General features: G+C 71.3%; 22 protein-coding genes. 10 read left to right on the top strand and 12 right to left on the bottom strand.

The genetic code is table 11. The annotated features are described in order from the left end of the window. The first annotated feature begins 97 nt into the window (after positions 1–97). On the top strand, positions 98–697 hold the full coding sequence (locus NS331_RS18225) for a TetR/AcrR family transcriptional regulator (RefSeq protein WP_058643376.1): 600 nt from the start codon (positions 98–100) through the stop codon (positions 695–697). 42 nt (positions 698–739) lie between these two features. On the opposite strand, the gene alaS is transcribed toward NS331_RS18225, so the two are convergent. Continuing rightward, entirely contained in the window at positions 740–3,364 is a 2,625-nt protein-coding gene (gene alaS / locus NS331_RS18220) for an alanine--tRNA ligase (protein ID WP_058643375.1), read from the bottom strand. 318 nt (positions 3,365–3,682) lie between these two features. Here alaS and NS331_RS18215 point away from each other — a divergent pair, with 318 nt between their 5' ends. Genes NS331_RS18215 through NS331_RS18200 form a run of 4 tightly spaced genes read left to right on the top strand, consistent with a single transcriptional unit; the run spans position 3,683 to position 6,483 of the window. Further along, on the top strand, positions 3,683–4,507 hold the full coding sequence (locus NS331_RS18215) for a ferritin-like domain-containing protein (RefSeq protein ID WP_058643374.1): 825 nt from the start codon (positions 3,683–3,685) through the stop codon (positions 4,505–4,507). 44 nt (positions 4,508–4,551) lie between these two features. Continuing rightward, entirely contained in the window at positions 4,552–5,199 is a 648-nt protein-coding gene (gene nth / locus NS331_RS18210) for an endonuclease III (RefSeq protein WP_058643373.1), read from the top strand. A 10-nt stretch (positions 5,200–5,209) separates the two neighbouring features. Further along, complete coding sequence (locus tag NS331_RS18205; protein ID WP_058643372.1) at positions 5,210–5,965, top strand: alpha/beta fold hydrolase; 756 nt, start codon at positions 5,210–5,212, stop codon at positions 5,963–5,965. After that, positions 5,962–6,483, top strand: coding sequence for a nucleoside deaminase (locus NS331_RS18200; RefSeq protein ID WP_058643371.1), 522 nt, complete (start codon positions 5,962–5,964; stop codon positions 6,481–6,483). Before NS331_RS18205 ends, NS331_RS18200 begins: the two co-directional genes overlap by 4 nt. Before the next feature lie 7 nt (positions 6,484–6,490). Here the strand turns inward: NS331_RS18200 and NS331_RS18195 are convergent, their stop codons facing one another. The 4 genes from NS331_RS18195 to NS331_RS18180 all read right to left on the bottom strand — a co-directional run bounded on the left by NS331_RS18195 (position 6,491) and on the right by NS331_RS18180 (position 10,500). Continuing rightward, on the bottom strand, positions 6,491–7,066 hold the full coding sequence (locus tag NS331_RS18195) for a histidine phosphatase family protein (RefSeq protein WP_058643384.1): 576 nt from the start codon (positions 7,064–7,066) through the stop codon (positions 6,491–6,493). After that, entirely contained in the window at positions 7,066–7,860 is a 795-nt protein-coding gene (locus tag NS331_RS18190; RefSeq protein WP_058643370.1) for an adenosylcobinamide-GDP ribazoletransferase, read from the bottom strand. Before NS331_RS18190 ends, NS331_RS18195 begins: the two co-directional genes overlap by 1 nt. A gap of 7 nt (positions 7,861–7,867) precedes the next feature. Continuing rightward, positions 7,868–8,935 (bottom strand): nicotinate-nucleotide--dimethylbenzimidazole phosphoribosyltransferase, encoded by a 1,068-nt coding sequence (cobT, locus tag NS331_RS18185; RefSeq protein WP_058643369.1) that lies wholly within the window; start codon positions 8,933–8,935, stop codon positions 7,868–7,870. Positions 8,936–9,033: 98 nt separating this feature from the next. Further along, positions 9,034–10,500: a cobyric acid synthase gene (locus NS331_RS18180; RefSeq protein ID WP_058643368.1), complete on the bottom strand. Its 1,467-nt coding sequence runs from the start codon at positions 10,498–10,500 to the stop codon at positions 9,034–9,036. A 150-nt stretch (positions 10,501–10,650) separates the two neighbouring features. On the opposite strand from NS331_RS18180, the gene NS331_RS18175 reads away from it, so the two are divergent. Next, positions 10,651–11,634: a threo-3-hydroxy-L-aspartate ammonia-lyase gene (locus NS331_RS18175; RefSeq protein ID WP_058643367.1), complete on the top strand. Its 984-nt coding sequence runs from the start codon at positions 10,651–10,653 to the stop codon at positions 11,632–11,634. 1 nt (position 11,635) lies between these two features. Here NS331_RS18175 and cydX read toward each other — a convergent pair whose 3' ends face one another. The 7 genes from cydX to NS331_RS18140 form a co-directional block, all read right to left on the bottom strand. Next, positions 11,636–11,761, bottom strand: a complete 126-nt coding sequence (gene cydX / locus NS331_RS18170) for a cytochrome bd-I oxidase subunit CydX (protein ID WP_058643366.1) — start codon at positions 11,759–11,761, stop codon at positions 11,636–11,638. Positions 11,762–11,803: 42 nt separating this feature from the next. Continuing rightward, the gene (cydB, locus tag NS331_RS18165) at positions 11,804–12,958 is read right to left on the bottom strand and encodes a cytochrome d ubiquinol oxidase subunit II (RefSeq protein ID WP_058643365.1); all 1,155 of its coding nucleotides are present in this window, start codon (positions 12,956–12,958) and stop codon (positions 11,804–11,806) included. A 19-nt stretch (positions 12,959–12,977) separates the two neighbouring features. Beyond that, the gene (locus NS331_RS18160; RefSeq protein ID WP_058643364.1) at positions 12,978–14,567 is read right to left on the bottom strand and encodes a cytochrome ubiquinol oxidase subunit I; all 1,590 of its coding nucleotides are present in this window, start codon (positions 14,565–14,567) and stop codon (positions 12,978–12,980) included. Between the two features lie 64 nt (positions 14,568–14,631). Beyond that, positions 14,632–16,344, bottom strand: a complete 1,713-nt coding sequence (cydC, locus tag NS331_RS18155) for a thiol reductant ABC exporter subunit CydC (RefSeq protein WP_440589394.1) — start codon at positions 16,342–16,344, stop codon at positions 14,632–14,634. A 96-nt stretch (positions 16,345–16,440) separates the two neighbouring features. Continuing rightward, on the bottom strand, positions 16,441–18,129 hold the full coding sequence (cydD, locus tag NS331_RS18150) for a thiol reductant ABC exporter subunit CydD (protein WP_058643363.1): 1,689 nt from the start codon (positions 18,127–18,129) through the stop codon (positions 16,441–16,443). A gap of 295 nt (positions 18,130–18,424) precedes the next feature. Further along, positions 18,425–18,661, bottom strand: a complete 237-nt coding sequence (locus NS331_RS18145; RefSeq protein WP_058643362.1) for a hypothetical protein — start codon at positions 18,659–18,661, stop codon at positions 18,425–18,427. Positions 18,662–18,747: 86 nt separating this feature from the next. Then, positions 18,748–19,518: an IclR family transcriptional regulator domain-containing protein gene (locus NS331_RS18140; protein ID WP_058643361.1), complete on the bottom strand. Its 771-nt coding sequence runs from the start codon at positions 19,516–19,518 to the stop codon at positions 18,748–18,750. A gap of 150 nt (positions 19,519–19,668) precedes the next feature. On the opposite strand from NS331_RS18140, the gene pobA reads away from it, so the two are divergent. The 4 genes from pobA to NS331_RS18120 all read left to right on the top strand — a co-directional run. Continuing rightward, positions 19,669–20,850 (top strand): 4-hydroxybenzoate 3-monooxygenase, encoded by a 1,182-nt coding sequence (pobA, locus tag NS331_RS18135; RefSeq protein ID WP_058643360.1) that lies wholly within the window; start codon positions 19,669–19,671, stop codon positions 20,848–20,850. A 36-nt stretch (positions 20,851–20,886) separates the two neighbouring features. Then, entirely contained in the window at positions 20,887–21,648 is a 762-nt protein-coding gene (aat, locus tag NS331_RS18130; protein WP_058643382.1) for a leucyl/phenylalanyl-tRNA--protein transferase, read from the top strand. Next, positions 21,645–22,379, top strand: a complete 735-nt coding sequence (locus NS331_RS18125; protein WP_058643359.1) for an arginyltransferase — start codon at positions 21,645–21,647, stop codon at positions 22,377–22,379. Before aat ends, NS331_RS18125 begins: the two co-directional genes overlap by 4 nt. A 45-nt stretch (positions 22,380–22,424) precedes the next feature. Beyond that, positions 22,425–22,946: IclR family transcriptional regulator (locus NS331_RS18120; protein WP_153012917.1), on the top strand; the 522-nt coding region annotated here is incomplete at its 3' end.

Raw genomic sequence — 22,946 nt, 5'->3', positions numbered from 1 at the left:
AGCGGTGGGTGGTTCGAAAGGCCGCCGAGTAGACAGGTCTGTCTACCTGCGTGGACGCACGATAACCCAGGTAGACAGCTCTGTCTACAATGCCCGCATGACTTCCCCTGCCCTGCCAGTGGCCGACCTGCCGGCGCGCGACCGCATCCTCGCGACGGCCCACGACCTGTTCTACCGCGACGGCATCCGCGCCACGGGCGTGGACCGGCTGATCGCCGAATCGGGCGTGGCCAAGCTCACCTTCTACCGGCACTTTCCGAGCAAGGACGCCCTGGTGCGCGCGTTCCTGGACCATCGGCACGACCGCTGGATGGCCTGGTTCATCGACGCCCTGGGCCGCCACGGCGCAGCCGACGCCGCGCATGGCGGCGCGCGCCTGCTGCTTCTGGTGGACGTGCTGGAGGAATGGTGCGCGCAGCCGGATTTCCGCGGCTGCGCCTTCATCAACACGGTGGTCGAACTGGGCCCGGCCCTGCCCGAGGCCGCCGCGGTGGCGCAGGCCCATAAGGCGGAAATGACGCAGGTGATCGCCCAACTGCTGCCCGACGGGCCGCTGCAGGGCCCGCTGGCCGACGCCGCGGCCCTGGCCTTCGACGGCGCCATCGTGCGGGCGCAGATGGCCGCGGACCCTGCCGGCCGCCGGGCCGCGGCGGTGACGCTCAGAGGCGTGCTGAGCGCGCTGGTGGCGCGGCGCTGAGCGCCAGCCGACGCCCGGCCGCTGCCGGCCAAGGTGCCGGGGTCAGAGCCGCTCGGCCACCCAGCCCTGCACCGAGGCCAGGGCCTGCGGCACGGCTGCCGCGTCGGTGCCGCCGGCCATGGCCATGTCGGCCTTGCCGCCGCCCTTGCCACCCACCTGCTGGGCGACGAAGTTGACCAGCTCGCCGGCCTTGGCCTTGGCCGTGAGGTCGGCCGTGACGCCCGCGGCGATCTGCACCTTGGCGCCGTCGACGGCGGCGAGCACGACGATGGCGCTCTTGAGCTTGTTCTTGAGCTGGTCCATGGTGTCGCGCAGCGTCTTGGCATCGGCGCCATCCAGCTTGGCCGCCAGCACCTTCACGCCCTTGACCTCGACGGCCGAGCCCGCCAGTTCGTCGCCCTGGCTGGAGGCCAGCTTGCCCTTGAGCGCGCCGATCTCCTTCTCCAGCGCACGCACCTGGTCGAGCACCTGGGCCAGGCGCGGCTGCACCTCGGTGGCCGGCGTCTTGAGCGTGGCGGCCACGCTCTGCACGGTGCCTTCCAGGCCCTGCAGGTAGGCCAGCGCATTCAGGCCGGTGACGGCCTCGATCCGGCGCACGCCGGCGGCCACACCCGATTCGCTGACGATCTTGAACAGGCCGATGTCGCCGGTGCGCTGCACGTGCGTGCCGCCGCACAGTTCGCGGCTGCTGCCGATGTCCAGCACACGCACGGTCTCGCCGTACTTCTCGCCGAACAGCATCATGGCGCCCGTCTTCTGGGCTTCTTCGAGCGGCAGCACCCGCGCCTGCGTCGCCGCATTGGCCAGCACCTCGGCGTTGACGCGCTGCTCGATCTCGGCCATCTGCACCGCGGTCACGGGCGCGTTGTGGGCGAAGTCGAAGCGGGTCTTGTCGGCATCGACCAGCGAGCCCTTCTGCTGCACATGCGTGCCCAGCACCTCGCGCAGGGCCTTGTGCATCAGGTGGGTGACGCTGTGGTTGCGGGCGGTGGCGGCGCGGCGCTCGCCGTCCACGGCGGCCGTGACGGCATCGCCCACCTTGAGCGTGCCCTGGGTCTGCATGCCGTGGTGGCCGAAGACGTCGGCCTTGATCTTCTGCGTGTCCTGCACGCCGAAGACGATGCCCTCGGCGGTGATCAGGCCCTGGTCGCCCACCTGGCCGCCGCTCTCCGAATAGAAGGGCGTGGTGTCGAGCACCACGATGCCGGCCTGGCCCTGGGCCAGCTGCTGCACGGCCGCGCCCTCGTGGTACAGGGCCACCACCTTGGCGGCCTCCTGCAGGTGCTCGTAGCCGGTGAAGACGTTGCCGGCGCCCGCGTATTCGACGGCGCGCTCCATCTTGAACTTGCCGGCGGCGCGGCCGGCGGCCTTCTGGCGCTCCATGGCGGCATTGAAGCCGGCCTCGTCGACCGTGACGTCGCGCTCGCGGCAGACGTCCTGCGTCAGGTCGAGCGGGAAGCCGTAGGTGTCGTGCAGCTTGAAGGCCACCTCGCCCGGGAGCGTCTTCTGGCCGCCGGCCAGGGCCGTGTCCAGGATGTCCATGCCGTTGGCCAGGGTCTCGTAGAAGCGCTCTTCCTCGGCCTTGAGCGTGTCGGTGATGTGCTGGGCCTGGGCCTGCAGGCGCGGGTAGGCGGCGCCCATCAGCGCGACCAGGTCGGCCACCAGCTTGTGGAAGAAGGGCTTCTTGCGGCCCAGCTTGTAGCCGTGGCGGATGGCGCGGCGGATGATGCGGCGCTGCACGTAGCCGCGGCCCTCGTTGCTGGGCACCACGCCGTCGCTCACCAGGAAGGAGGTGGCGCGGATGTGGTCGGCGATGACCTTGAGCGAGGGGTTGGCCAGGTCGGTGCAGCCGGTCTCGCGCGCGGCGGCCTTGATCAGCGCGTCGAAGAGGTCGATCTCGTAGTTGCTGTGCACGTGCTGCAGGATGGCCGCCAGGCGCTCCAGGCCCATGCCGGTGTCCACGCAGGGCGCGGGCAGCTTCACGACGCTGCCGTCTTCCTTCATGTCGAACTGCATGAACACGTGGTTCCAGATCTCGATGAAGCGGTCGCCGTCCTCTTCGGGGCTGCCCGGGGGGCCGCCGGGGATGTGCGGGCCGTGGTCGTAGAAGATCTCCGAGCAGGGGCCGCAGGGGCCGGTGTCGGCCATCATCCAGAAGTTGTCGGACTTGTACTTGCCGCCCTTGTTGTCGCCGATGCGGATCACGCGCTCGGGCGGCAGACCGATTTCCTTCGTCCAGATGTCGTAGGCCTCGTCGTCCTCGTGGTAGACCGTGGCCAGCAGCTTGTCGGCCGGCAGCTTGAAGACCTGGGTCAGCAGCTCCCAGCCCCACTTGAGCGACTCGCGCTTGAAGTAGTCGCCGAAGCTCCAGTTGCCCAGCATTTCGAAGAAGGTGTGGTGGCGGGCGGTGTAGCCCACGTTCTCCAGGTCGTTGTGCTTGCCGCCGGCGCGCAGGCAGGCCTGGACGGAGGTCGCTCGCACGTAGGGCCGCTTGTCCTCGCCCAGGAACACGTCCTTGAACTGCACCATGCCCGAGTTGGTGAACATCAGCGTCGGGTCGTTGCCCGGCACCAACGGGCTGGACGCGACAACGGTGTGGCCCTTGGATTCGAAGAAGTCGAGGAAGGTCTTGCGGATGTCCGCAACCGTGAAGATGGGCTGGCTCATGTGGTGTGGTCGCTCTGTACCGCGGCGGTGCGCCGCGGCTTGGGGGCGCCTGATGCAGGCCCCGATGGCCGGCCCAAGTGCCTGATTTCGCAGAACATTCGATTATAGGTTTGGGGGTGGCTGTGCCCCAGGCGGCGGGGCTTCGGGCCGCGCCCGCCCTATGCGGGAATGCGGACGGTCAACATCCCGTCAGCGGGACTGCGCGATACCTGCAAAAAACAGCGGCTTCGTGACGAATTCCTACTGAAAAAAATGGCGAAAAGCCATAGGGTATGGACCCCATCGCCACGGCAGCGGCCAAGGCTGCAAGGAGAACACATGCTGGACGCGCCCACCAAACCGCACTGGACCCTCGACGACCTGGATTTCGCGCGCATCGACGTCGACAAGGCGCGCGGCGACGAAACGCTGTTCTACCTCGCCTGCTCCGCCTCCTTCATCGAAAGCGGCTCGGACCTCTACACGCGGAACCTGGCCGACTATTTCGATGGCGACGACGAAGTGGCCGGCTGGCTGCGCAGCCAGTGGGAACCCGAGGAACTGCAGCACGGCCGTGCCCTGCGCGCCTATGTGGAGCACGTCTGGCCCGACTTCGACTGGGAGCCGGCCTACCGCAGCTTCCTGGCCGAATACGCCACCTATTGCAAGGTCGAGCTGCTCGCGCCCACGCGCGGGCTGGAGATGTCGGCCCGCTGCGTGGTCGAGACCGGCACCGCGACCTACTACAAGGCGCTGGCGCGCTTCACCCGCGAGCCGGTCTTCCACGACCTGGCCAGCCGCATCGCGGCCGACGAGGTCAACCACTACAAGCACTTCTACCGCTACTACCGCCGCTACCGCGAGCAGGAGGGCCTGGGCCGCCTGCGCGTCTTCGGCACCGTCGCCAGGCGCACGCTGGAGCTCAAGAGCGAGGACGCCGACTGCGCCATCCGCCACATCGCCCCGGCCCGGGCGCCGGAGCGCGGCACCGATCCGGCCTACCTGCGCGCCGTGAGCCACGACCTCAACCGCGTGATCCGCACGAACCTCGAAGTCGGCCCCACGCTCAAGATGCTGATGCGCCCGCTGGAACTGCCCCCGCGCGTGCAGGCCGCCGTGCAGGTGCCGGTGGCGCAGTTCATGCAGAAGGTCTTCCTGCGCTGACCCTGCATCGCCCGGCCGGGGCGGCGCCCCATAATCGCCGCCCCATGAAAGTCGCCGACATCGGTCCCTTCTTCGCCACGCTCCAGGCCGCCAACCCGGCACCCGCCACCGAGCTGGAATACACCACCCCCTTCGAGCTGCTGGCCGCGGTGCTGCTGTCGGCCCAGGCCACCGACGTCGGCGTCAACAAGGCCACGCGCAGGCTTTACCCAGTGGCGAACACGCCGCAGGCCATCCTCGACCTGGGCCTGGAAGGCCTGGAGGGCTACATCAAGACCATCGGCCTGTACCGCAGCAAGGCCCGCCACCTGATGGAGGCCTGCCGCATGCTGGTGGACCTGTACGGCGGCGAGGTGCCGCGCAGCCGCGAGGCGCTGGAGGCCCTGCCCGGCGTCGGCCGCAAGACGGCCAACGTGGTGCTCAACGTGGCCTTCGGCGAGCCGACCATCGCGGTGGACACCCACATCTTCCGCGTCAGCAACCGCACCGGCCTGGCGCCGGGCAAGACGCCGCTGGCGGTGGAACTCAAGCTGGGCAAGCGCGTGCCCGCCGAGTACCGCCTGCATGCGCACCACTGGCTGATTCTGCATGGCCGCTACGTCTGCGTGGCGCGCAAGCCGCGCTGCTGGGAATGCGCCGTGACCGCGTACTGCGACTTCAAGCCGAAGACGCCGGCGCCGGACAAGAAGTAGGAGCGTCGCCATGACCCGCCACATCGTCCTCGTCCACGGCGCCTGGCAAGGCGCCTGGGCCTTCGACGCCTGGCTGCCGCTGCTGCGCGAGCGCGGCTGGCAGCCGCATGCCGTCGACCTGCCCGGCAACGGCTGGCCGCCGCTGGGCGATGCGCCCGCCAGTCTGGCGGCCTACACCGCCCACGTGGCCGGGGTGGTCGAGGCCCTGGATGAACCGGCCGTGGTGCTGGGCCACAGCGGCGGCGGCATCACCGCCTCCCAGGTGGCCGAAGCCCTGCCGCAGCGGGTGGCGGCGCTGGTCTACCTTGCCGGCATGATGCTGCCTTCGGGCCTGGGCTTCGGCGAGCTGGTGCAGCAGGTGCAGGCCGAGCAGCCGGGCCGCGATTTCTCGGGCATCACGCCCTGGCTGCAATGGAATGCCGACCGCAGCGCGAGCCGCGTCCCGGCCGAAGGCGCGCTGCGTTGCTTCGTGCACGACTGCGCGCCCGCCGCAGCGGCGCAGGCCGCAGCCCTGCTGCGTCCTCAACCCGAAAGCGGGCGCGCCATGGTCAACCGTTTGACGCCGGAACGCTTCGGCCGCGTGCCCCGCTTCTACGTGGAATGCCTGGACGACCAGTCCGTCTACCACCCGCTGCAGGCCCGCATGCAGCAACTCAGCCCCGGCGCCCGCCGCCTCACCCTGCCCTGCGGCCACGTGCCGCAACTGGCCGCCCCGCAGGCCCTGACCGACCTGCTGCTGCCCGAACTCGAAGCCCTGCTGCCATGAACGACGCCACCACGCCGACCTACCCGCCCCAGGGCCTCGCGCCCACGCACGCGCAGATCCTGCGCCACCTGCGCCGCTCCAACGACGTGGCGCGCCGCGCCATGGAACTGGGCCACCATCCCTTCGGCGCCATCCTGGTCGGGCCGGACCAGGAGACGGTGCTGCTGGAGCAATGCAACATCGACACCGTCAACCATGCCGAATCGACGCTGGCGCGCGTGGCGGCCACCAACTACACGCCCGAGTTCCTGTGGAGCTGCACGCTCTACACCGCGGTCGAGCCCTGCTGCATGTGCGCCGGCACCGCCTACTGGGCCAACATCGGCCGCGTGGTGTTCGGCATGACCGAGCACCAGCTGCTCGAAGCCACCGGCGACCATGCCGAGAACCCGACGATGAGCGTGCCCTCGCGCTACGTCTTCGACCATTGCCAGAAGCCGGTCGAGCTGATCGGCCCGGTGCCCGAGATTGCCGAAGAAACCGTGGCGATGCAGCAGGCCTTCTGGGCGGGACGCTGACCCGCCTTCAGCCGCCTGCGCAGGGCATGCAGCAGCCGAAGGCCACCGGCGTCGCCGGCCAGTCATTGGCCGCATCGATGCGCCGCCGCCCCTGAGCGATCAGCTCGACCGCGCGGATCACGCCGGCGTGGGTGATCCAGACTTCCCCGCGCTCGCCGAGCCGCCATTCGTCCCAGGCGGCGCCGATGCGGTCCAGGAAGCGGTGCACGCTTTCGCCATGCAGGCCCGGGGGCGTCTCGCCGAAGTCGCGGGTCCACGTGGCCATGGCCTCGCGGCCGATGTCGGACCACAGCCGGCCTTCCCAGGCGCCGAAGTCCATCTCCGCCAGCCGTGGATCGGTGTGCCCGACCAGGTCCGGGCGCAGCGCGTGGAGTGCCCGCGCCAGGTCCTGGCAACGACGGGCGGGCGAGCAGCGCACGGCCACGTCGCGCGGCAGCAGGCGCGCCGCCTGCGCTGCGGCCTCCTGCGTGGCCACGGGGTCGGCGTCGACCTCGGTGGCGCCGTAGCACAGGCCCGGCGCGACCTGCACGCGCGCATGGCGCATCAGCCAGAGTTGGGGCAGCGCGGTGTCGGGGCGGTCCATCAGGGCCGCCACGCCAGCGCGAGGTAGATCGCCAGCTCGCACAGCTGCTGCGTGGCACCCAGGCCATCGCCGGTGAAGCCGCAGAGCCGGCGCCGCAGCAGGCGGAACATCCAGGCCGTCACGGCCGCGCCCAGCAGCAGTGCGGCCAGGCCGTGCAGCAGGCCCTGGACCGCCAGCAGCAACAGCGCGGCCGGCACCGACCAGGCCAACCCGACCGCCAGCGCCCCGCGCGGCAAGGCGTCGGCCAGCGGCTTGGACTTGGAGGTCGCGCTGTCGCCCACGTGCGGCAGGCGCCGGATGAGGAACAGCGGCGCCAGCCGCGACAGCACATGCGCCGCCAGCAGCGACGCTGTCGCAGCGATCACGCCCTGCCCCGCCAGCGTGGCCAGCAGCGCCGCCTTGAGCCCCAGCGCCAGCCACAGCGCGAGCGCGCCGAAGCTGCCGATGCGCGAGTCCTTCATGATGGCCAGCGCGCGCTCGCGCTGCGACGAGCCGCCGAGCCCGTCCGCCGTGTCGGCCAGCCCATCCTCGTGGAAGCCACCGGTCGCCCACACCGTCGCGGCCGTGGCCAGCACGGCGGCGGCCAGTGCGCCCATGGGCCCATGCAGGCCGGCCAGACCCAGCCCGAACACCGCCGCCGCGATCAGCCCCACCACCCAGCCCACGCCGGGAAAGTGCGCCGCACTGGCCCGCAGCATCTGCGGGCTGTAGCCCACCCAGGCCGCCAGCCGACCCGTGACCGGGATGCGGGTGAAGAACTGCAGGGCGAGCAGGAAGTGCCGCACGCCGTTCATGGCCGGCTCATTCCGACTGGCGCGACACGCCGGCCGATTCGAAGCTCGCCATCTCGCCCAGGATGCGGCAGGCCGATTCCAGCAGCGGCCAGGCCAGCGCGGCGCCCGAGCCTTCGCCCAGGCGCAGGCCCAGGTCCAGCAAGGGCTGCAGGCCCAGCGCCTGCAGCAAGGGAGCATGGCCTGGCTCGGCCGAACCATGGGCGGCGACGCAGCGCTGCACCACCTGCGGCCGCAGGCCCTGCGCCACCAGCACGGCGGCACTGGCGATGAAGCCGTCGACCACGATCACCCGCCGCTCCTCCGCCGCCTGCAGCACCGCGCCGACCAAAGTGGCGATCTCGAAGCCGCCGAAGGCGCACAGCGCCGCCAGCGGCTCGTGGGCATCGGCATGCCGTGCCAGCACCTGGCGCAGCACGGCGCGCTTGCGGACGAGGCCGGCGGCGTCCAGGCCGGTGCCGGGGCCCGTGCAGGCATCGATGTCCGCCCCCGTGAGCCGCGCCAGCAGCAGCGCCGCGGCCGAGCTGTTGCCGATGCCCATCTCGCCCAGCAGCAGCGCATTGCCGGGCAGGCCGCGCATCACCTCGCGGCCGTTGGCGATGGCCTGCGCGCATTGCTGCGGCGTCATGGCCGGGCCTTGCGAGGCATCGGCCGTGCCGGCGCCGAGGCGGCGCGACAGCAGGCCGGGCGCGGCTTCGAAGGGCTGGCGCACGCCGCAGTCGACGACCGTGAGAGCCAGCCCGTGCTGGCGGGCCAGCACGCTCACGGCCGCACCGCCGGCCAGGAAGTTGTGCACCATCTGCCAGGTGACGTTGGCGGGATAGGCCGACACGCCCTGCTGCGCCAGGCCATGGTCGGCGGCGCACACCAGCACCTGGGGCTGGATCAGCGTGGGCGTGGCGCTGCCGAGGATCAGGCCCAGGCGCAGCGCCAGGGCCTCCAGCCGGCCCAGGGCACCCAGCGGCTTGGTCTTGTTGTCGATGGCGGCCTGCAGGCGGTCGGCCAGTGCGGCATCGTGCAGGTCGGCAACGGGGGGCAGGTCGAGGTCCTGCAGCGAGGAGTCTGGTGAGAAGGTCATTTCAGTTTCAAGGGCGACGGCCGGGGGCACCAGCCGCCGCAGGCGCCTCTGTCAGTGTCCGTCAGGGGCGCTGAGCGCGGCCAAGTCCCGCCGCCGGGTCACGGGTCGATCAGCCCGGCCAGCACGCCGGGCGCGAAGTGTCGGTCGATGTAGTCGGCCAGTCCGTCGAAGGTGGCATCCAGCGTCGGAACCTGGGCGCCGAACAGCGCGCGGACCGCTTCCGCGTCCTCGAACAGGCCGTGCAGGTAGAGGCCCAGCACGTTGCCCGCGGTGTTCTGCCAGCCCAGCCCGTCGGGCAGCACGGGCCGGCCCTGCGATGCGAGTTGCGGGTGCATGGCGGTCTGGCCGTGGTGGATCTCGTAGCCGGACAGCGGCACGTCGGCCAGCGCGGACCACGCACCGCTGACGGCCTCGAAGCGGGTGCGGCGCAGGCGCACCGTCTTCTCGCGTTCGAAGACGGTGACCAGGGGCAGCAGCCCCAGGCCGGGCGCGTTGCCGTCGATGCCGTGGGGATCGACCAGCGCCTCCCCCAGCATCTGCAGGCCGCCGCAGATGCCCAGCACCCGGCCGCCCGCGGCGGCATGGGCGGCGATGGCGCGGTCCAGCCCCTGCGCGCGCAGCCAGGCCAGATCGCTGGCGGTGGCCTTGGAGCCGGGCAGCACGATCCAGTCGGCGCCCGCCAGCGCCTCGGGCGTGCGCGCCCAGACGAGCCGCAGGCCCGGCACCTTCTTGAGCGGCTGGAATTCGTCGAGGTTGCTGATGCGCGGATAGGCGAGCACCGCCACCGTGAGGCCGCCCGCCGAACGGTCGCCGCTGGGCTGGTCGTCGAACACGCCGTCCTCCTCCGGCAGGCCGTGCTGCCACCACATGGGCAGCGTAGCCACGGTGGGCACGCCGGTCAGGCCCTGCAACTGTTCGGGCCCCGGCGCCAGCAGTAACGCATCGCCGCGAAAACGGTTGAGCACGAAGCCGGCCAGGCGGTCGCGGTCCGCTTCGGGCATCAGCGCCCAGGTGCCGTAGAGATGGGCGAAGGCACCGCCGCGGTCGATGTCGCTGACCAGCAGGCAGCGCGCATCGGCATGGCGGGCCATGCGCAGGTTGACGATGTCGCTGGCCATCAGGTTGATCTCGGCCGGCGAGCCGGCGCCTTCGAGCACCACCACGTCATGGTCGGCGGCCAGGCTGTCGAAGGCCTCGGCGATGCGCGGCCACACGGCGGCGCTGCGTTCGCGCCAGGGCGTGCGGGTCAGTGGGTCATCGACCTGCCCCATCAACACCACCTGGCTGGCCGTGTCGCGCTCGGGCTTGAGCAGCAGCGGGTTCATGCGCACGTCCGGCACGGCGCGCGCGGCCAGGGCCTGGAAATACTGGGCACTGCCGATTTCGCCGCCGTGGTCCGCGTCGGTGCGGGCGGGCACCACGCGGGCGTTGTTGCTCATGTTCTGCGCCTTGAAGGGCGCCACGCGCAGGCCCTGCCGCGCATACCAGCGGCACAGCGCCGTCGCCAGCCAGCTCTTGCCGGCACCGCTGGTGGTGCCGAGCACCATCACGCAACGGGCGGCCATCAGGAGGACGCGCCGACCGAAGGGGACGATGCAGGAGACGGACGGTGGCAGGCGCAGGGCATCGAAAAATCATAGCTGCAGGCTGCTGCGCTGCGAGTGACCCGCAACTGTTCCGGTTCGCCACGTCCGACGCATGGCATGCTTGCCCGCATGAGCGACCTCACCCTCCCCACCTATGACGACGTGGCCGCCGCCGCCGCGCGGATCGACGGCCATGCCCACCGCACGCCCGTGATGCGCTCGCGCACGGCCGACGCCGAGCTCGGCGCCCAGGTCTTCTTCAAGTGCGAGAACCTGCAACGCATGGGCGCCTTCAAGTTCCGCGGCGCGTTCAACGCCCTGGCCCGGCTGGACGCGGCGCAGCGCCGGGCCGGCGTGGCGGCCTTCTCCTCCGGCAACCATGCGCAGGCGGTGGCGCTGGCCGCGCGCGAGCTGGGCATGCCGGCCGCCATCCTGATGCCCGAGGACGCGCCGGCCGCCAAGATCGCCGCCACCCGCGGCTACGGCGGCGAGGTCATCACCTACGACCGCTACACCCAGGACCGCGAGCAACTCGCCCGCGGCCTGGCCGAGCAACGCGGCATGACGCTGATCCCGCCCTACGACCACCCGGACGTGCTGGCCGGCCAGGGCACGGCCGTCAAGGAGCTGATCGAGGACACGGGGCCGCTCGACGCCCTCTTCGTCTGCCTGGGTGGCGGCGGGCTGCTGTCGGGCTCGGCGCTGGCGGCGCGGGCGCTGTCTCCCCAATGCAAGGTCTACGGCGTGGAGCCCGAAGCCGGCAACGACGGCCAGCAGTCCCTGCGTGCTGGCCGCATCGTGCACATCGACACGCCGCGCACCATCGCCGACGGCGCGCAGACGCAGCACCTGGGCGCCTACACCTTCGCCATCATCCGCCGCGACGTCGACGACGTCCTCACGGCGACCGATGCACAGCTCGTCGAGGCGATGCGCCTCTTCTTCACCCGCATGAAGCTGGTGGTGGAGCCCACCGGCTGCCTGGGCTTCGCGGCGGCGCGGGCGGTGAAGGATTCGCTGCGCGGCCAGCGCGTGGGCGTGATCCTGAGCGGCGGCAACGTGGACATGGCGCGCTTCTGCGCGCTGATGGCGGAGCCGACCGGAGCCCGCTGAGCTAGCTCGGTGCATCCAGCTTGTCGTGCCGGATCGCATCGTCTTCCATCAGCTCGAACCACATCGCGTTGAGCACGGCGAAGGCCGCCGCGAGCGGCAGGCCGAGGAGCCAGGAGAAATACCACATGGTGTTGTTCCTTCGTGTTGTTGAAACGCAGCGCCGGCACGCTCAGTAGGCGTGCCCGCGCCCATCGCGGATCGCGTCGGGATCGACCTTGCCGCGCATCACCGAGAACACCCAGCTCGTGTACGCCAGGATGATCGGCATGAACACCAGCGTGCACACCAGCATGATGAAGAGCGTGAGGTGGCTGGACGAGGCGTCCCACACCGTCATACTGGCCCGCGGGTCCAGCGACGAGGGCAGCAGGAAGGGGAACATCGAGACGCCCACGCTGACGATCACGCCCGCGATGGCGAGGCCGCTGGCCAGCAGCGCCGGCAACTCGCGCCGGGCCGTGAAGAACAGGGCAGCGAGCAACGCGCCCGCCACGCCCAGCGCCGGCACCAGCCACAGCGTCGGATGCGCCGCGTAGTTGGCGAACCAGGCGCCCTGCCCCACAGCCACCGTCTTGAGCAGAGGCGCCGAGGGACCGAGCGGGTCGATCGCGCTCGTGATCTGGTAGCCCCCCACGAAGCGCGCCAGCAGCAGGCCGGCCACGCCATACAGCAGCGCAGTGAGCAGTGCCGCCACCATGCCGATGCGCCGTGCCCGCCCGGCCACCGCGCCACCCGTCTTCAGCTGCAGCCAGGCCGCGCCGTGCATGGCCAGCATGGCCACCGACAGCAGGCCGGCCAGCAGCGCATAGGGATTGAGCAGGCCCAGGAAGCTGCCCTCGTAGAAGATGCGCATGTCGTCGCCGAAGCGGAAGGGCACGCCCTGCAGCACGTTGCCCAGGGCCACGCCGAAGATCAGCGCGGGCACGAAGCCGCCGACGAAAAGCGCCCAGTCCCAGCGCGAGCGCCAGGCCGGGTCCTCCTTCTTGCTGCGGAACTTGAAGCCCACCGGCCGCAGGATCAGCGCCACCAGCGTGGCGAACATGGCCAGGTAGAAGCCCGAGAAGGACACGGCATAGATGTGCGGCCAGGCGGCGAAGATGGCGCCGCCGCCCAGGATCAGCCAGACCTGGTTGCCTTCCCACACGGGGCCGATGCTGTTGATGACGACGCGGCGCTCGGTGTCGTCGCGGCCGACGAAGGGCAGCAGCATGGCGCTGCCCAGGTCGAAGCCGTCGGTGAGCGCGAAGCCCACCAGCAGCACGCCCAGCAGGGCCCACCAGACGAGGCGCAGGACGTCGTAGGAAATGAGTTCGTGAAGGATCATGATGCGGCTCCTGGGTCGATCAGCGCACCAGCGCGAGTTCGGGGGCGGCCTCGGCGCGCAGCGCGGCGGGCGGCGGCACGGGGTGCTCCTGCGGCCCCTTGCGGATGGCGCCCAGCATCAGCTTCATCTCGATGACCAGCAGCACGCTGTAGATGGCGACGAAGCCCAGCAGCGTGGCCAGCACGGTGCCGGCGCCCAGGTTGGAGACGGCCACGCCCGTGGGCAGCACGCCTTCGATGATCCAGGGCTGGCGGCCGAACTCGGCCACGAACCATCCGCATTCGGCGGCGATCCACGGCAGCGGAATCGCCCACAGCGCCACCTTCAGCAGCCACGGGTGTGCCTCCAGCCGACGCCGCGCCGAGAGCCAGAAGAAGGCCGCGGTGAGCACGATGAAGAACAGGCCCAGCGCGACCATGATCCGGAAGGTCCAGTACAGCGGCGCGACCTGCGGCACGGTGTCCCAGGCGGCCTTGGCGACCTGCTCGGGCGTCGCCTGGCGCGGATCGTCCACATAGCGCTTGAGCAGCAGCGCATAGCCCAGCTGCCGGCCGTTCGCCTCGAAGGCCGCCTTGGCTTCGGGCGGCACGGTGCCGCTGGCGCCGGCGGCGCGGATCGTCTGCAGCGCGTCGTAGGCCACCACACCCTCGCGGATGTTGACCTCGGCGCGCTTGACCAGGTCGTCGATGCCGGGGATTTCGGTGTCGAGCGAGCGCGTGCCGATCAGCCCCATGACCCAGGGAATGTGCACGGCGAAGTGCGTCTCGCGCGCCGCCTGGTCGGGGAAGCCGAAGGCGGTGAAGGCAGCCGGCGCGGGCTCGGTCTTCCACATCGCCTCGATGGCGGCCAGCTTCATCTTCTGGTGCTCGGTGGAGAGGTAGCCGCTCTCGTCGCCGAGCACCACCACCGACAGCGAGGCGGCCAGGCCGAAGGAGGCCGCGACGGTCATCGAGCGCTTGGCCAGGTGCACGTGCCGGCCCTTAAGCAAGTACCAGGCCGAGATGCCCAGCACGAACAGCGCCGCCACCACGTAGGCGGCCGAGACCGTGTGCACGAACTTGGCCTGCGCCACCGGGTTGGTCAGCACGGCGAAGAAGTCGGTCACCTCCATGCGCATGGTCTGCGGATTGAACTGCGCGCCCACCGGGTTCTGCATCCAGCCGTTGGCGATCAGGATCCACAGCGCCGAGAGGTTGGAGCCCAGCGCCACGCACCAGGTCACGATCAGGTGCTTGAGCTTGGACAGCCGCTCCCAGCCGAAGAAGAACAGGCCGACGAAGGTGGCTTCGAGGAAGAAGGCCATCAGCCCCTCGATGGCCAGCGGCGCGCCGAACACGTCGCCCACGTAGTGGCTGTAGTAGCTCCAGTTCATGCCGAACTGGAATTCCATGACGATGCCGGTGGCCACGCCCATGGCGAAGTTGATGCCGAAGAGCGAGCCCCAGAATTTGGTCATGTCGCGCCAGACGGTGCGGCCCGTCATGACGTAGACGGTTTCCATGATGGCGATCAGGATCGCGAGCCCGATGGTCAGCGGAACGAAGAGGAAGTGGTAGAGGGCCGTGACGGCGAATTGCAGTCGTGAGAGGCCGACGATGTCGAGGTCCATGGTGAGACTCCTTTGAAGACGGGCGCTTGGGCTGTTGGTGTGTGTTGGAAGAAGGTGCGCAGCCTCAGTCGTCGCGCAGCGCGGCCAGGGCGGCGTCGAAGCCGGGGCTGCCGCGGCGCAGGTCGGCCACCAGGCGGCCGTGCTCGATGCGCATCAGCCGGTCGGCCAGGCGCGCCTCGCGGCGCAGATGGGTGGCGATGAGCAGGGTGCGGCCGGCAGCCAGCCGCTGCAGACGCGCGAGCACTTCGCCGGCGGTGATGGCGTCCAGCGCCTCGGTGGGCTCGTCCAGCAGCCACAGCGGCGCGTCCTGCAGCAGCAGCCGCGCCAGCGACAGGCGCCGCGCCTGGCCGCCCGACAGGCCCAGGCCGCCCTCGCCCAGCGGCGTGTCCAGGCCCTGGCGCAGGCGCGCCACGTCGGGCTGCAGGCCGGCGTCGGCCAGCGCGGCCTGCAGGCGCGCGTCGTCGGCCGCCGGGGCCGCCAGCCGCAAGTTGTCGCGCAGGCTGTCGCGGAAGAGCTCGGGCCGCTGCGTCATCCACGCCGCGCGTGGCGCCCGCACCTGGCCAGCGGCAGGGCCGAATTCGCCCGCGACCAGCGCGAGCAGCGTGGACTTGCCGGCGCCGCTCGGCCCGACCAGGGCCACGCGCTCGCCGGGCGTGATGGCCAGGCGCGGCAGTTCGAGCACGGCCCGTTCGCTGCCGGCGCGGCGCACGCAGACCTGCGCCAGCGCGATGCCGCCGTCCGGTCCGGCCTCGTGGCTCGGCATGGCTCCGCAGGTGGCATGTGGGTCTGACGCCGCCAGGGCGGGTGCCAGGCGGCGCGCCGCCAGCCAGGTGCGCCCGGCATCCAGCGCGCCGCGGCGCAGGGCGGCGAAGGGCTCGCCCACCGCCAGCGCCGTGAGCATCAGCAGCGCCGCGACGGGCGCGCCGGTGCGCCCGGCCTGCACCAGCCAGGCGGCCGCCAGCAGCATGCCGACCAGCGTGAGCGTGTGCTGCACACCCTGCGCGAATGTGGCCACGGCCTCGGTGCGGGCAACGCGCAGGTCGGCATCGGCCAGCCGCGCATCGGCGGCGGCCAGGGCCGCCTGCTGGGCCGCCAGCCGGCCGGCCATGGCCAGTTCGGTCTGGCCTGCGACCAGGTCCACCGCACGCGCGCGCAGCCGCTCCAGTGCCAGTGCCCGGCGCACGGCCGCCGGCTGGGCCCGCCGCGCCACCCGCCAGGCGCTGCCCCAGCCGGCCAGAAGCAGCCAGGCCATGAGCAGCAGGCCAAGACGCCAGTCCTGCCAGCCTGCGACCAGTCCGGCCCAGAGGGCCGCCGCCAGGCTCACGGCCAGCGGGACGGCCAGCCGCAGATAGAGGCCGTCCAGCGCATCGATGTCGGCGGTGAGCCGCTGCAGCAGCCGCGCGGGACGCAGCAGCAACTGCCGCGCCGCCTCGGGCCGGGCCCAGCCGCGCAGCAGCCGCTCTCGGAGGCCGGCCAGCACGCCGAGGGTGGCGTCGTGCGTCACCAGCCGCTCCGCATAGCGCGCGCCAGTGCGGCCCAGCGCCAGCAGCCGGATGCCGGCCGAGGGCATGAACACGTCGAACACCAGCGCCGCCGACACCTGCAGTCCCGCGAGCGCCGTCGCGGTGATGAACCAGCCCGACAGGCCCAGGAGGCCGATGCCCGCCAGGCTGGTCAGCACGGCGAGCACTGCGCCGAGGGCCAGCGCACGGCGGCGCTCGGTGGCGAAGTGGCGCAGCAGCACCAGCGCGGGGCGGCGGGAGGCAGGCATGGTCATGGTGGGGATGGGGATCCGGCGATCACGCGCGACCGCAACGCGGCATGGGCATGTGCTGGCGGGACGGGCGGACATGGCGGCTTCTTTCACACCCGGTCAGGCTGCCGCCTTCAGGGCCGCATCGCCCAGGTGCAGCACCCGGTCCATGCGCGCGGCCAGCCGCGGATCGTGGGTGGCCAGCACCAGCGTGCGGCCGCGGGCCAGGTCGAGCAGGGCCTCGGTCACGGCGCGGGCGGTCTCGGCATCGAGGTGGGCGGTCGGCTCGTCCACCAGCAGCAGGCCGGCGTCGGCGTGGACCGCCAGCCGGGCCAGGGCCAGGCGCACCGCCTCGCCGCCGGACAGGCCCGCCCCGCCCTCGCCCAGGCTGGCGGCGGGCCGGTCCGCGGCCAGGCGGCCCAGGCCGGCGAAGGCCAGGGCGCGTTCGACCTGCGCCGCATCCGCGCCGGACCGGCCCAGGCCGACGTTGGCGGCCAGCGCGCCGCCGAACACGTGCGGCCGCTGGCCCATCCAGCCGATGCGCTGGCGCAGGGCCGGTGGGTGCGCGCCGTCCATCGGCAGACCGCCCACCCGCACCTGCCCCGCCTGCGGCACGGCCAGGCCCGCGAGCAGGGCCAGCAGCGTGCTCTTGCCCCCACCGCTGGCACCCAGCAGTGCCAGGTGCTCGCCGGGGCGCAGGTCCAGGTCCAGCCCGTCGATGACCGGGGCCTCGCCTTCATGGGCGAAGCGCAGGCCGCGCAGCTGGATGCCGAGCGCACCGGCCGGCGGCATGCCGTCGGCGCCTGCGGCGTCGGCGTCGTGGGCCGCACCCGCCATCGGCTGGCCGCCCTCTCCCAGGCCGGCGAGCGCCCGCCGCGCCGCCTCGCCCTCGGCGCGGTCGTGCCACACGGCCGACAGGTCGCGCAGCGGCTCGAAGAAGGCCGGCGCCAGCAGCAGGATGAACAGCCCCTGCCCCAGCCCCAGCGGCCGGCCCCAGGTGCCGAAGGGCAGATGCCCCAGAAGATGGAAGCCCACGTAAACCGCCACCATCGCCACGCCCAGCGCCGCGAACAGCTCCAGCACGGCCGAGGACAGGAAGGCGATGCGCAGCACCGCCATGGTCCGCCGCTGCAGCTCCTGCGCCGCTGCACGAAGTCGCGCCGCGGTGGGGTCGATGGCATCCAGCGCACGCAGCGTGGCCAGGCCGCGCAGCCGGTCGAGCAGGAAGGCGTTCATGTCGCCCTGGCGGGCCAGCTGGGCCTCGGACGCGGCCTGGGCGCGCCGGCCCACCAGCGCCATGAACAGCGGGATCAGCGGTGCCGCCACCAGCAGGATCGCCGCCGCCGCCCAGGACAGGCTGCCGACCGCCAGCGCAATGGCCGGCGGCACCAGCATGAGCCGCAGCCGCACCGGCTGAAAGCGCGCCAGCCAGGGCACGATGGCCTCGGCCTGCTCGGCGAGCACGCTGGCGGCCAGGCCCGAGGCGGGCCGCGCCCGGTCCAGCGGCGAGCGGGCGGCCAGCGCCTGCGCCGCCTGCGCCCTCAGCAGACCGAGCGTCCGGCGGGCCTGGACGCTCGCCCGGCGCACGCCCCAGGCCTCCAGCGCCGCGCGCAGCAGCCCGAGAACGCCCAGGCCCAGCGCCGGCGGCAGCGCCGACCGCAGTCCGCCGCCCGCCGCCAGCGCCTGCACCGCCCAGGCGATGCATGCCGCCTGCGGCAGCCACAACAGGGCGGCACCGGCCTGCGGGAGAGCGCCCTGCGGCGCTCCAGCGAGCCCCCCCGCGACATCAACCTTTGCTGCTTCGGCCATTCGACACCAGACAATCTTGATATTTCAATAATTCCTGAAATTTCAATCATGATAGTCCGTACGGGATGCCTGAGACCTGACGGCGGCGTCAATAGTGGAGCGGGGATGTAGGAATTGGCCGACCGGAGCGACATCCCGCCATGGCTGCGGGCGCCAGGCAGGCTGCGCGCCCGGCGGTGGGACGCATCAGGTGCGTCGCGGGGCGGGCACGAAAAGACGGCGGCTGGCGCCAGGGAAGGGAATCAGGCCGGCAGCGACCGACGACGGACGCGCCTGACGGTCAGAAGCGCGCGCCTCAGGCCGCTTCGGGTTCCCGCGGGAAGCGCTCGATCATGCGCTGACCCAGCGGGGTGATCGCCACCACCGTGGCGGGCGGCTGGTGGTAGCCGCGCAGGGTACGCACCGGGCGCGGAATGTCGGCCTTGACATGCCCGGCCAGTGCCAGCATGCGAACGGAATCCACGTCCGCACCGTCGGTCAACGACACGGGCAGCGCGACGCGGGCGAGTTGATGGAGCAGGGACAGCGGCATGCCCCCGAGTATTCGACTTCTGCCGCCAAAGCCATCGCCACAAATTCACACATTTCCCATCTTTTTCAAGTTGTGGCGGCAAAAGCTCACAGCAAGGCGCGCAACTCGCGCGCGGCCTCGGTCATCAGGGGCAACATGGCGCGGAGCAGCGGCTCCGGCGCGCGCAGGGAACCGGAGATGACGAGGTTCAGCGCCGCAACAGTGCGTCCCTGCATGTCGCGCAGCGGCACCGCCAGCGCCTGCACGCCGAGCTCGTGCTCCTCGCTGGCCAGCGCGAAGTCCTCGCGGCGGACCTGCGCCAGCCGGCGGCGCAGGTCCGCCGCGCGGGTGAGCGTGAAAGGGGTGAGCCGGGCCAGGCTGCGGCCTTTGAGCCAGGCCGTCAGCGCGGCCGGGGGCAGGTCGGCCAGCAGCAACTGGCCGGTGGACGTGGCATGCGCCGGCAGGCGCGCCCCCAGGTGCAGGCCATAGGCCAGCACCCGCTGCGGCGCGCCGTAGCTGCCGCTGCGGGCGACGATCACCACCTCTTCGCCGTCCAGCACCACCGCCGAGAAGGATTCGCCCGTCTGCGCGGCCAGCCGGTTGAGCGTGGGCTGCAGCGCCCGCGGCAAGCGCGACGACGCCAGGTAGCTGCCCGAGAAACGCAGCACCCGTGGCGCCATCCAGAAGTAGCTGCCGTCGGTTTCCAGGTAGCCCAGGTGCGCCAGCGTCAGCAGGTGCCGTCGGGCCGCCGCGCGCGTCAGCCCGGCGCGCTGGGCGGCCAGCGTGGCGTTGAGCCGCTGGCGCTCGGTGTCGAAGCTCTCGAGCACGGCGAGGCCCTTGGCCAGGCCCTCGATGAAGTCGGCTTTGGCGATGGTCATGAAGATGGATTCCCGTCAGGCATTGCTGCGCGATCATCGCGCAAGTCTTCCGACGATCGCGCGCCGGCGGCCTGGACGGGTCCCGCAGACCTGCGGCTTTTCCTACGCTAGCGGCCATTGCTTCACCCCGGATCGACCAGGAGACTTTCCATGCGAACCCAAGTCGCCATCATCGGCGCCGGCCCCGCCGGCCTGCTGCTCGGCCAGCTGCTGCACGTGGCCGGCATCGACAACGTGATCGTCGAGCGCCAGACCGGCGACTACGTGCTCGGCCGCATCCGCGCCGGCGTGCTGGAGCAGGTGACGATGGACCTGTTAAAGAAAGCCGGCGTCGATGCCCGCGCCCATGCCGAGGGCCTGCCTCACCATGGCATCGAGCTGCTGTTCCAGGGCCAGCGCCACCGCATCGACATGCATGCGCACACGCATGGGCGGCAAGTCATGGTCTATGGCCAGACCGAGGTCACGCGCGACCTGATGGAGGCCCGTGCCGCCGCCGGCCTGACCACCATCTACGGTGCCGCCAACGTCAGCCTGCACGACTTCGACGGCGAACGTCCGCGCGTGCGCTACGAAAAGGACGGTGCCACGCACGAGCTCGAATGCGACTTCATCGCCGGCTGCGACGGCTACCACGGCGTCAGCCGCGCCAGCGTGCCGGCCAGCGCCGTCAAGCTCTACGAGAAGGTCTATCCCTTCGGCTGGCTGGGCATGCTGGCGGACGTGCCGCCCGTGTCCGACGAACTCATCTACTGCAACACGCCGCGCGGCTTCGCCTTGTGCAGCATGCGCAGCCGCACCCGCAGCCGCTACTACGTGCAGGTGCCGGTGGAGGAAAAGGTCGAGAACTGGAGCGACGACGCCTTCTGGAACGAGCTGCGCCTGCGCCTGGACCCGGAAGGCCGCGAGCGCCTGGTGACCGGCCCCGCGCTGGAAAAGAGCATCGCCCCGCTGCGCAGCTTCGTGGCCGAGCCGATGCGCTTCGGCCGACTCTTCCTGGCCGGCGACGCGGCCCACATCGTGCCGCCCACCGGCGCCAAGGGTCTGAACCTGGCGGCCTCGGACGTGGGCTACCTGTACCAGGCGCTGGAACGCTTCTACGGCGAGCGCAGCAGCAGCGCGCTGGACCGCTACTCCGACCTCTGCCTGCGCCGCATCTGGAAGGCCGAGCGCTTCTCCTGGTGGTTCACCTCGCTGATGCACCGCTTCCCCGATACGGGCGACTTCGGCCAGAAGATCCAGGAGGCCGAACTGGACTACCTGGTGCACTCGCCGGCCGCCGCCACCTCGCTGTCGGAGAACTACGTGGGCCTGCCGCTGGAATCGTTCTGACGGCGCGACCCTGCGGGCTTGCCGCAGAATCGGCGGGTGGCACGCACTCCCCGCAAACTGCCCTGGCTCGCCCCCGGCGAGCCCCTGCCCTCGCCCAGCCAGGCCTGGGGGCCGGGCGACCCGGTCCCCGGCATCGTGGCCGCAGGCGGCGCGCTCGACGTGGCCTCCCTGCTCGATGCCTACCGCCACGGCATCTTCCCCTGGTATGGCGACGACCAGCCCATCCTGTGGTGGAGCCCCGATCCACGCATGGTGCTGGTGCCCGCGCAGTTCCGGCTGCACCGCTCGTTGCGCAAGACGCTGGCGGCCTTCCGCGATGCGCCGCAGCGCTGCGAAGTGCGCATCGACCATGACTTCGACGCCGTGATCGCGGCCTGTGCCGCGTCGCCGCGGCCGGGGCAGTCCGGCACCTGGATCCTGCCGGACATGCAGGCCGCCTACCGCGCGCTGCACCGGGCGGGCCATGCCCACAGCGTGGAGACCTGGATCGACGGCGAACTGGCCGGCGGCCTCTACTGCGTGGCCGTGGGCCGCGCGGTGTTCGGCGAGTCCATGTTCGCCCGCCGCACCGACGCCTCCAAGATCGCCCTCGCCGCCCTGGTCGCCTTCTGCCGGCATCACGACGTGGCCGCCATCGACTGCCAGCAGAACACGGCGCACCTCGCCAGCCTGGGCGCGCGCGAGTGGCCGCGTGCCGATTTCCTCGACCACGTCGCCCACGCAGGCGCCGAGCCGGCCATCCGCGACTGGCGCTTCGCGCCCCTATACTGGCAGCAACTTCTGCCGGCAACGTCATGACGCTTCTCAAGGATCTGCCGCTCCAGACGCTGCAGTTCTACGCGACGGCACCGTACCCCTGCAGCTACCTGCCCGATCGCCAGGCCCGCTCCCAGGTCGCCACGCCCAGCCACCTGATCAACAGCGACGCCTATTCCGACCTGGTGCTCGGCGGCTTCCGCCGCAGCGGCATGTTCACCTACCGGCCCTACTGCGACGGTTGCCGCGCCTGCATTCCGCTGCGCATCAAGGCCGAGCGCTTCCAGCCCACCCGCAGCCAGCGCCGCGCCGCACTGCGCCACCAGCATCTGCAGGCGCGCGTGCTGCGGCTGTGCTTCGTGCCAGAGCATTACCAGCTCTACCTGCGCTACCAGATGGGCCGCCACGCCGGCGGCGGCATGGACCACGACAGCATCGACCAATACACCCAGTTCCTGCTGCAGAGCCGCGTCAATTCGCGCCTAGTGGAATTCCGCGAGCCGACCGAGGACGGCAGCCCCGGGGCACTGAAGATGGTGTCGATCCTCGACGTGCTGAACGACGGCCTGTCCGCCGTCTACACCTTCTACGAGCCCGAGGACGGCGCCGCCTACGGCACCTACGGCGTGCTGTGGCAGGTCAGCCAGGCGCGCGAGCTCGGCCTGCCCCACGTCTACCTGGGCTACTGGATCGAGCACAGTGCCAAGATGGCCTACAAGGCCAGGTTCTCCCCCCACGAGCTGCTGGTGGACGGTGAGTGGCGCGAAGTTTGATTTCACGCTATAAAATGGACGGCCGTTAGGTTCAGCGCCGTCCCAATGAGAAAAAACAACACCGACGTTCCTGCCACGCCCGTCATCCAGGTCATCGAACGCATGTTCGCGCTGATCGATGTGCTGGCGTCGCGCGAGGATGCGATCTCGCTCAAGGAGATCAGCGAGAAGACGGGGCTGCATCCTTCCACCACCCACCGCATCCTCAACGACCTGGCCGTTGGCCGCTTCGTGGACCGGCCCGAACCGGGCAGCTACCGGCTGGGCATGCGCCTGCTGGAACTGGGCAACCTGGTCAAGGGCCGCCTGAACGTGCGCGACGCGGCGCTGACGCCCATGCGCGAACTGCACAAACTGACGCAGCAGCCGGTCAACCTGAGCGTACGGCAGGGCGACGAGATCGTCTACGTGGAACGCGCCTACAGCGAGCGTTCCGGCATGCAGGTGGTGCGCGCCATCGGCGGGCGGGCACCGCTGCACCTCACCTCCACCGGCAAGCTCTTCCTGGCCGCCGACGAGCAACAGCGGGTGCGCAGCTATGCCACCCGCACCGGCCTGGCCGGCCAT

The organism is Pseudacidovorax intermedius, assembly GCF_001476815.1.
Classification (GTDB): domain Bacteria; phylum Pseudomonadota; class Gammaproteobacteria; order Burkholderiales; family Burkholderiaceae_C; genus Xenophilus; species Xenophilus intermedius_A.
Note: the sequence above shows the minus strand (reverse complement) of the source record. Positions and strands in the feature narration are given on the sequence as shown.

Bases quoted from the DNA above. Each gene is read 5' to 3' on its own strand.
- nth (WP_058643373.1), top strand. From the start codon at position 4,552: ATGAAAGTCGCCGACATCGGTCCCTTCTTCGCCACGCTCCAGGCCGCC.
- NS331_RS18140 (WP_058643361.1), bottom strand. From the start codon at position 19,518: ATGACCATCGCCAAAGCCGACTTCATCGAGGGCCTGGCCAAGGGCCTC.
- cobT (WP_058643369.1), bottom strand. From the start codon at position 8,935: ATGACCTTCTCACCAGACTCCTCGCTGCAGGACCTCGACCTGCCCCCC.
- cydC (WP_440589394.1), bottom strand. From the start codon at position 16,344: ATGACCATGCCTGCCTCCCGCCGCCCCGCGCTGGTGCTGCTGCGCCAC.
- NS331_RS18160 (WP_058643364.1), bottom strand. From the start codon at position 14,567: ATGGACCTCGACATCGTCGGCCTCTCACGACTGCAATTCGCCGTCACG.
- cydX (WP_058643366.1), bottom strand. From the start codon at position 11,761: ATGTGGTATTTCTCCTGGCTCCTCGGCCTGCCGCTCGCGGCGGCCTTC.
- NS331_RS18200 (WP_058643371.1), top strand. From the start codon at position 5,962: ATGAACGACGCCACCACGCCGACCTACCCGCCCCAGGGCCTCGCGCCC.
- cydB (WP_058643365.1), bottom strand. From the start codon at position 12,958: ATGATCCTTCACGAACTCATTTCCTACGACGTCCTGCGCCTCGTCTGG.
- alaS (WP_058643375.1), bottom strand. From the start codon at position 3,364: ATGAGCCAGCCCATCTTCACGGTTGCGGACATCCGCAAGACCTTCCTC.
- cydD (WP_058643363.1), bottom strand. From the start codon at position 18,129: ATGGCCGAAGCAGCAAAGGTTGATGTCGCGGGGGGGCTCGCTGGAGCG.
- NS331_RS18195 (WP_058643384.1), bottom strand. From the start codon at position 7,066: ATGGACCGCCCCGACACCGCGCTGCCCCAACTCTGGCTGATGCGCCAT.
- NS331_RS18190 (WP_058643370.1), bottom strand. From the start codon at position 7,860: ATGAACGGCGTGCGGCACTTCCTGCTCGCCCTGCAGTTCTTCACCCGC.
- pobA (WP_058643360.1), top strand. From the start codon at position 19,669: ATGCGAACCCAAGTCGCCATCATCGGCGCCGGCCCCGCCGGCCTGCTG.
- NS331_RS18145 (WP_058643362.1), bottom strand. From the start codon at position 18,661: ATGCCGCTGTCCCTGCTCCATCAACTCGCCCGCGTCGCGCTGCCCGTG.
- NS331_RS18205 (WP_058643372.1), top strand. From the start codon at position 5,210: ATGACCCGCCACATCGTCCTCGTCCACGGCGCCTGGCAAGGCGCCTGG.
- NS331_RS18125 (WP_058643359.1), top strand. From the start codon at position 21,645: ATGACGCTTCTCAAGGATCTGCCGCTCCAGACGCTGCAGTTCTACGCG.
- NS331_RS18225 (WP_058643376.1), top strand. From the start codon at position 98: ATGACTTCCCCTGCCCTGCCAGTGGCCGACCTGCCGGCGCGCGACCGC.
- NS331_RS18175 (WP_058643367.1), top strand. From the start codon at position 10,651: ATGAGCGACCTCACCCTCCCCACCTATGACGACGTGGCCGCCGCCGCC.
- NS331_RS18215 (WP_058643374.1), top strand. From the start codon at position 3,683: ATGCTGGACGCGCCCACCAAACCGCACTGGACCCTCGACGACCTGGAT.
- NS331_RS18180 (WP_058643368.1), bottom strand. From the start codon at position 10,500: ATGGCCGCCCGTTGCGTGATGGTGCTCGGCACCACCAGCGGTGCCGGC.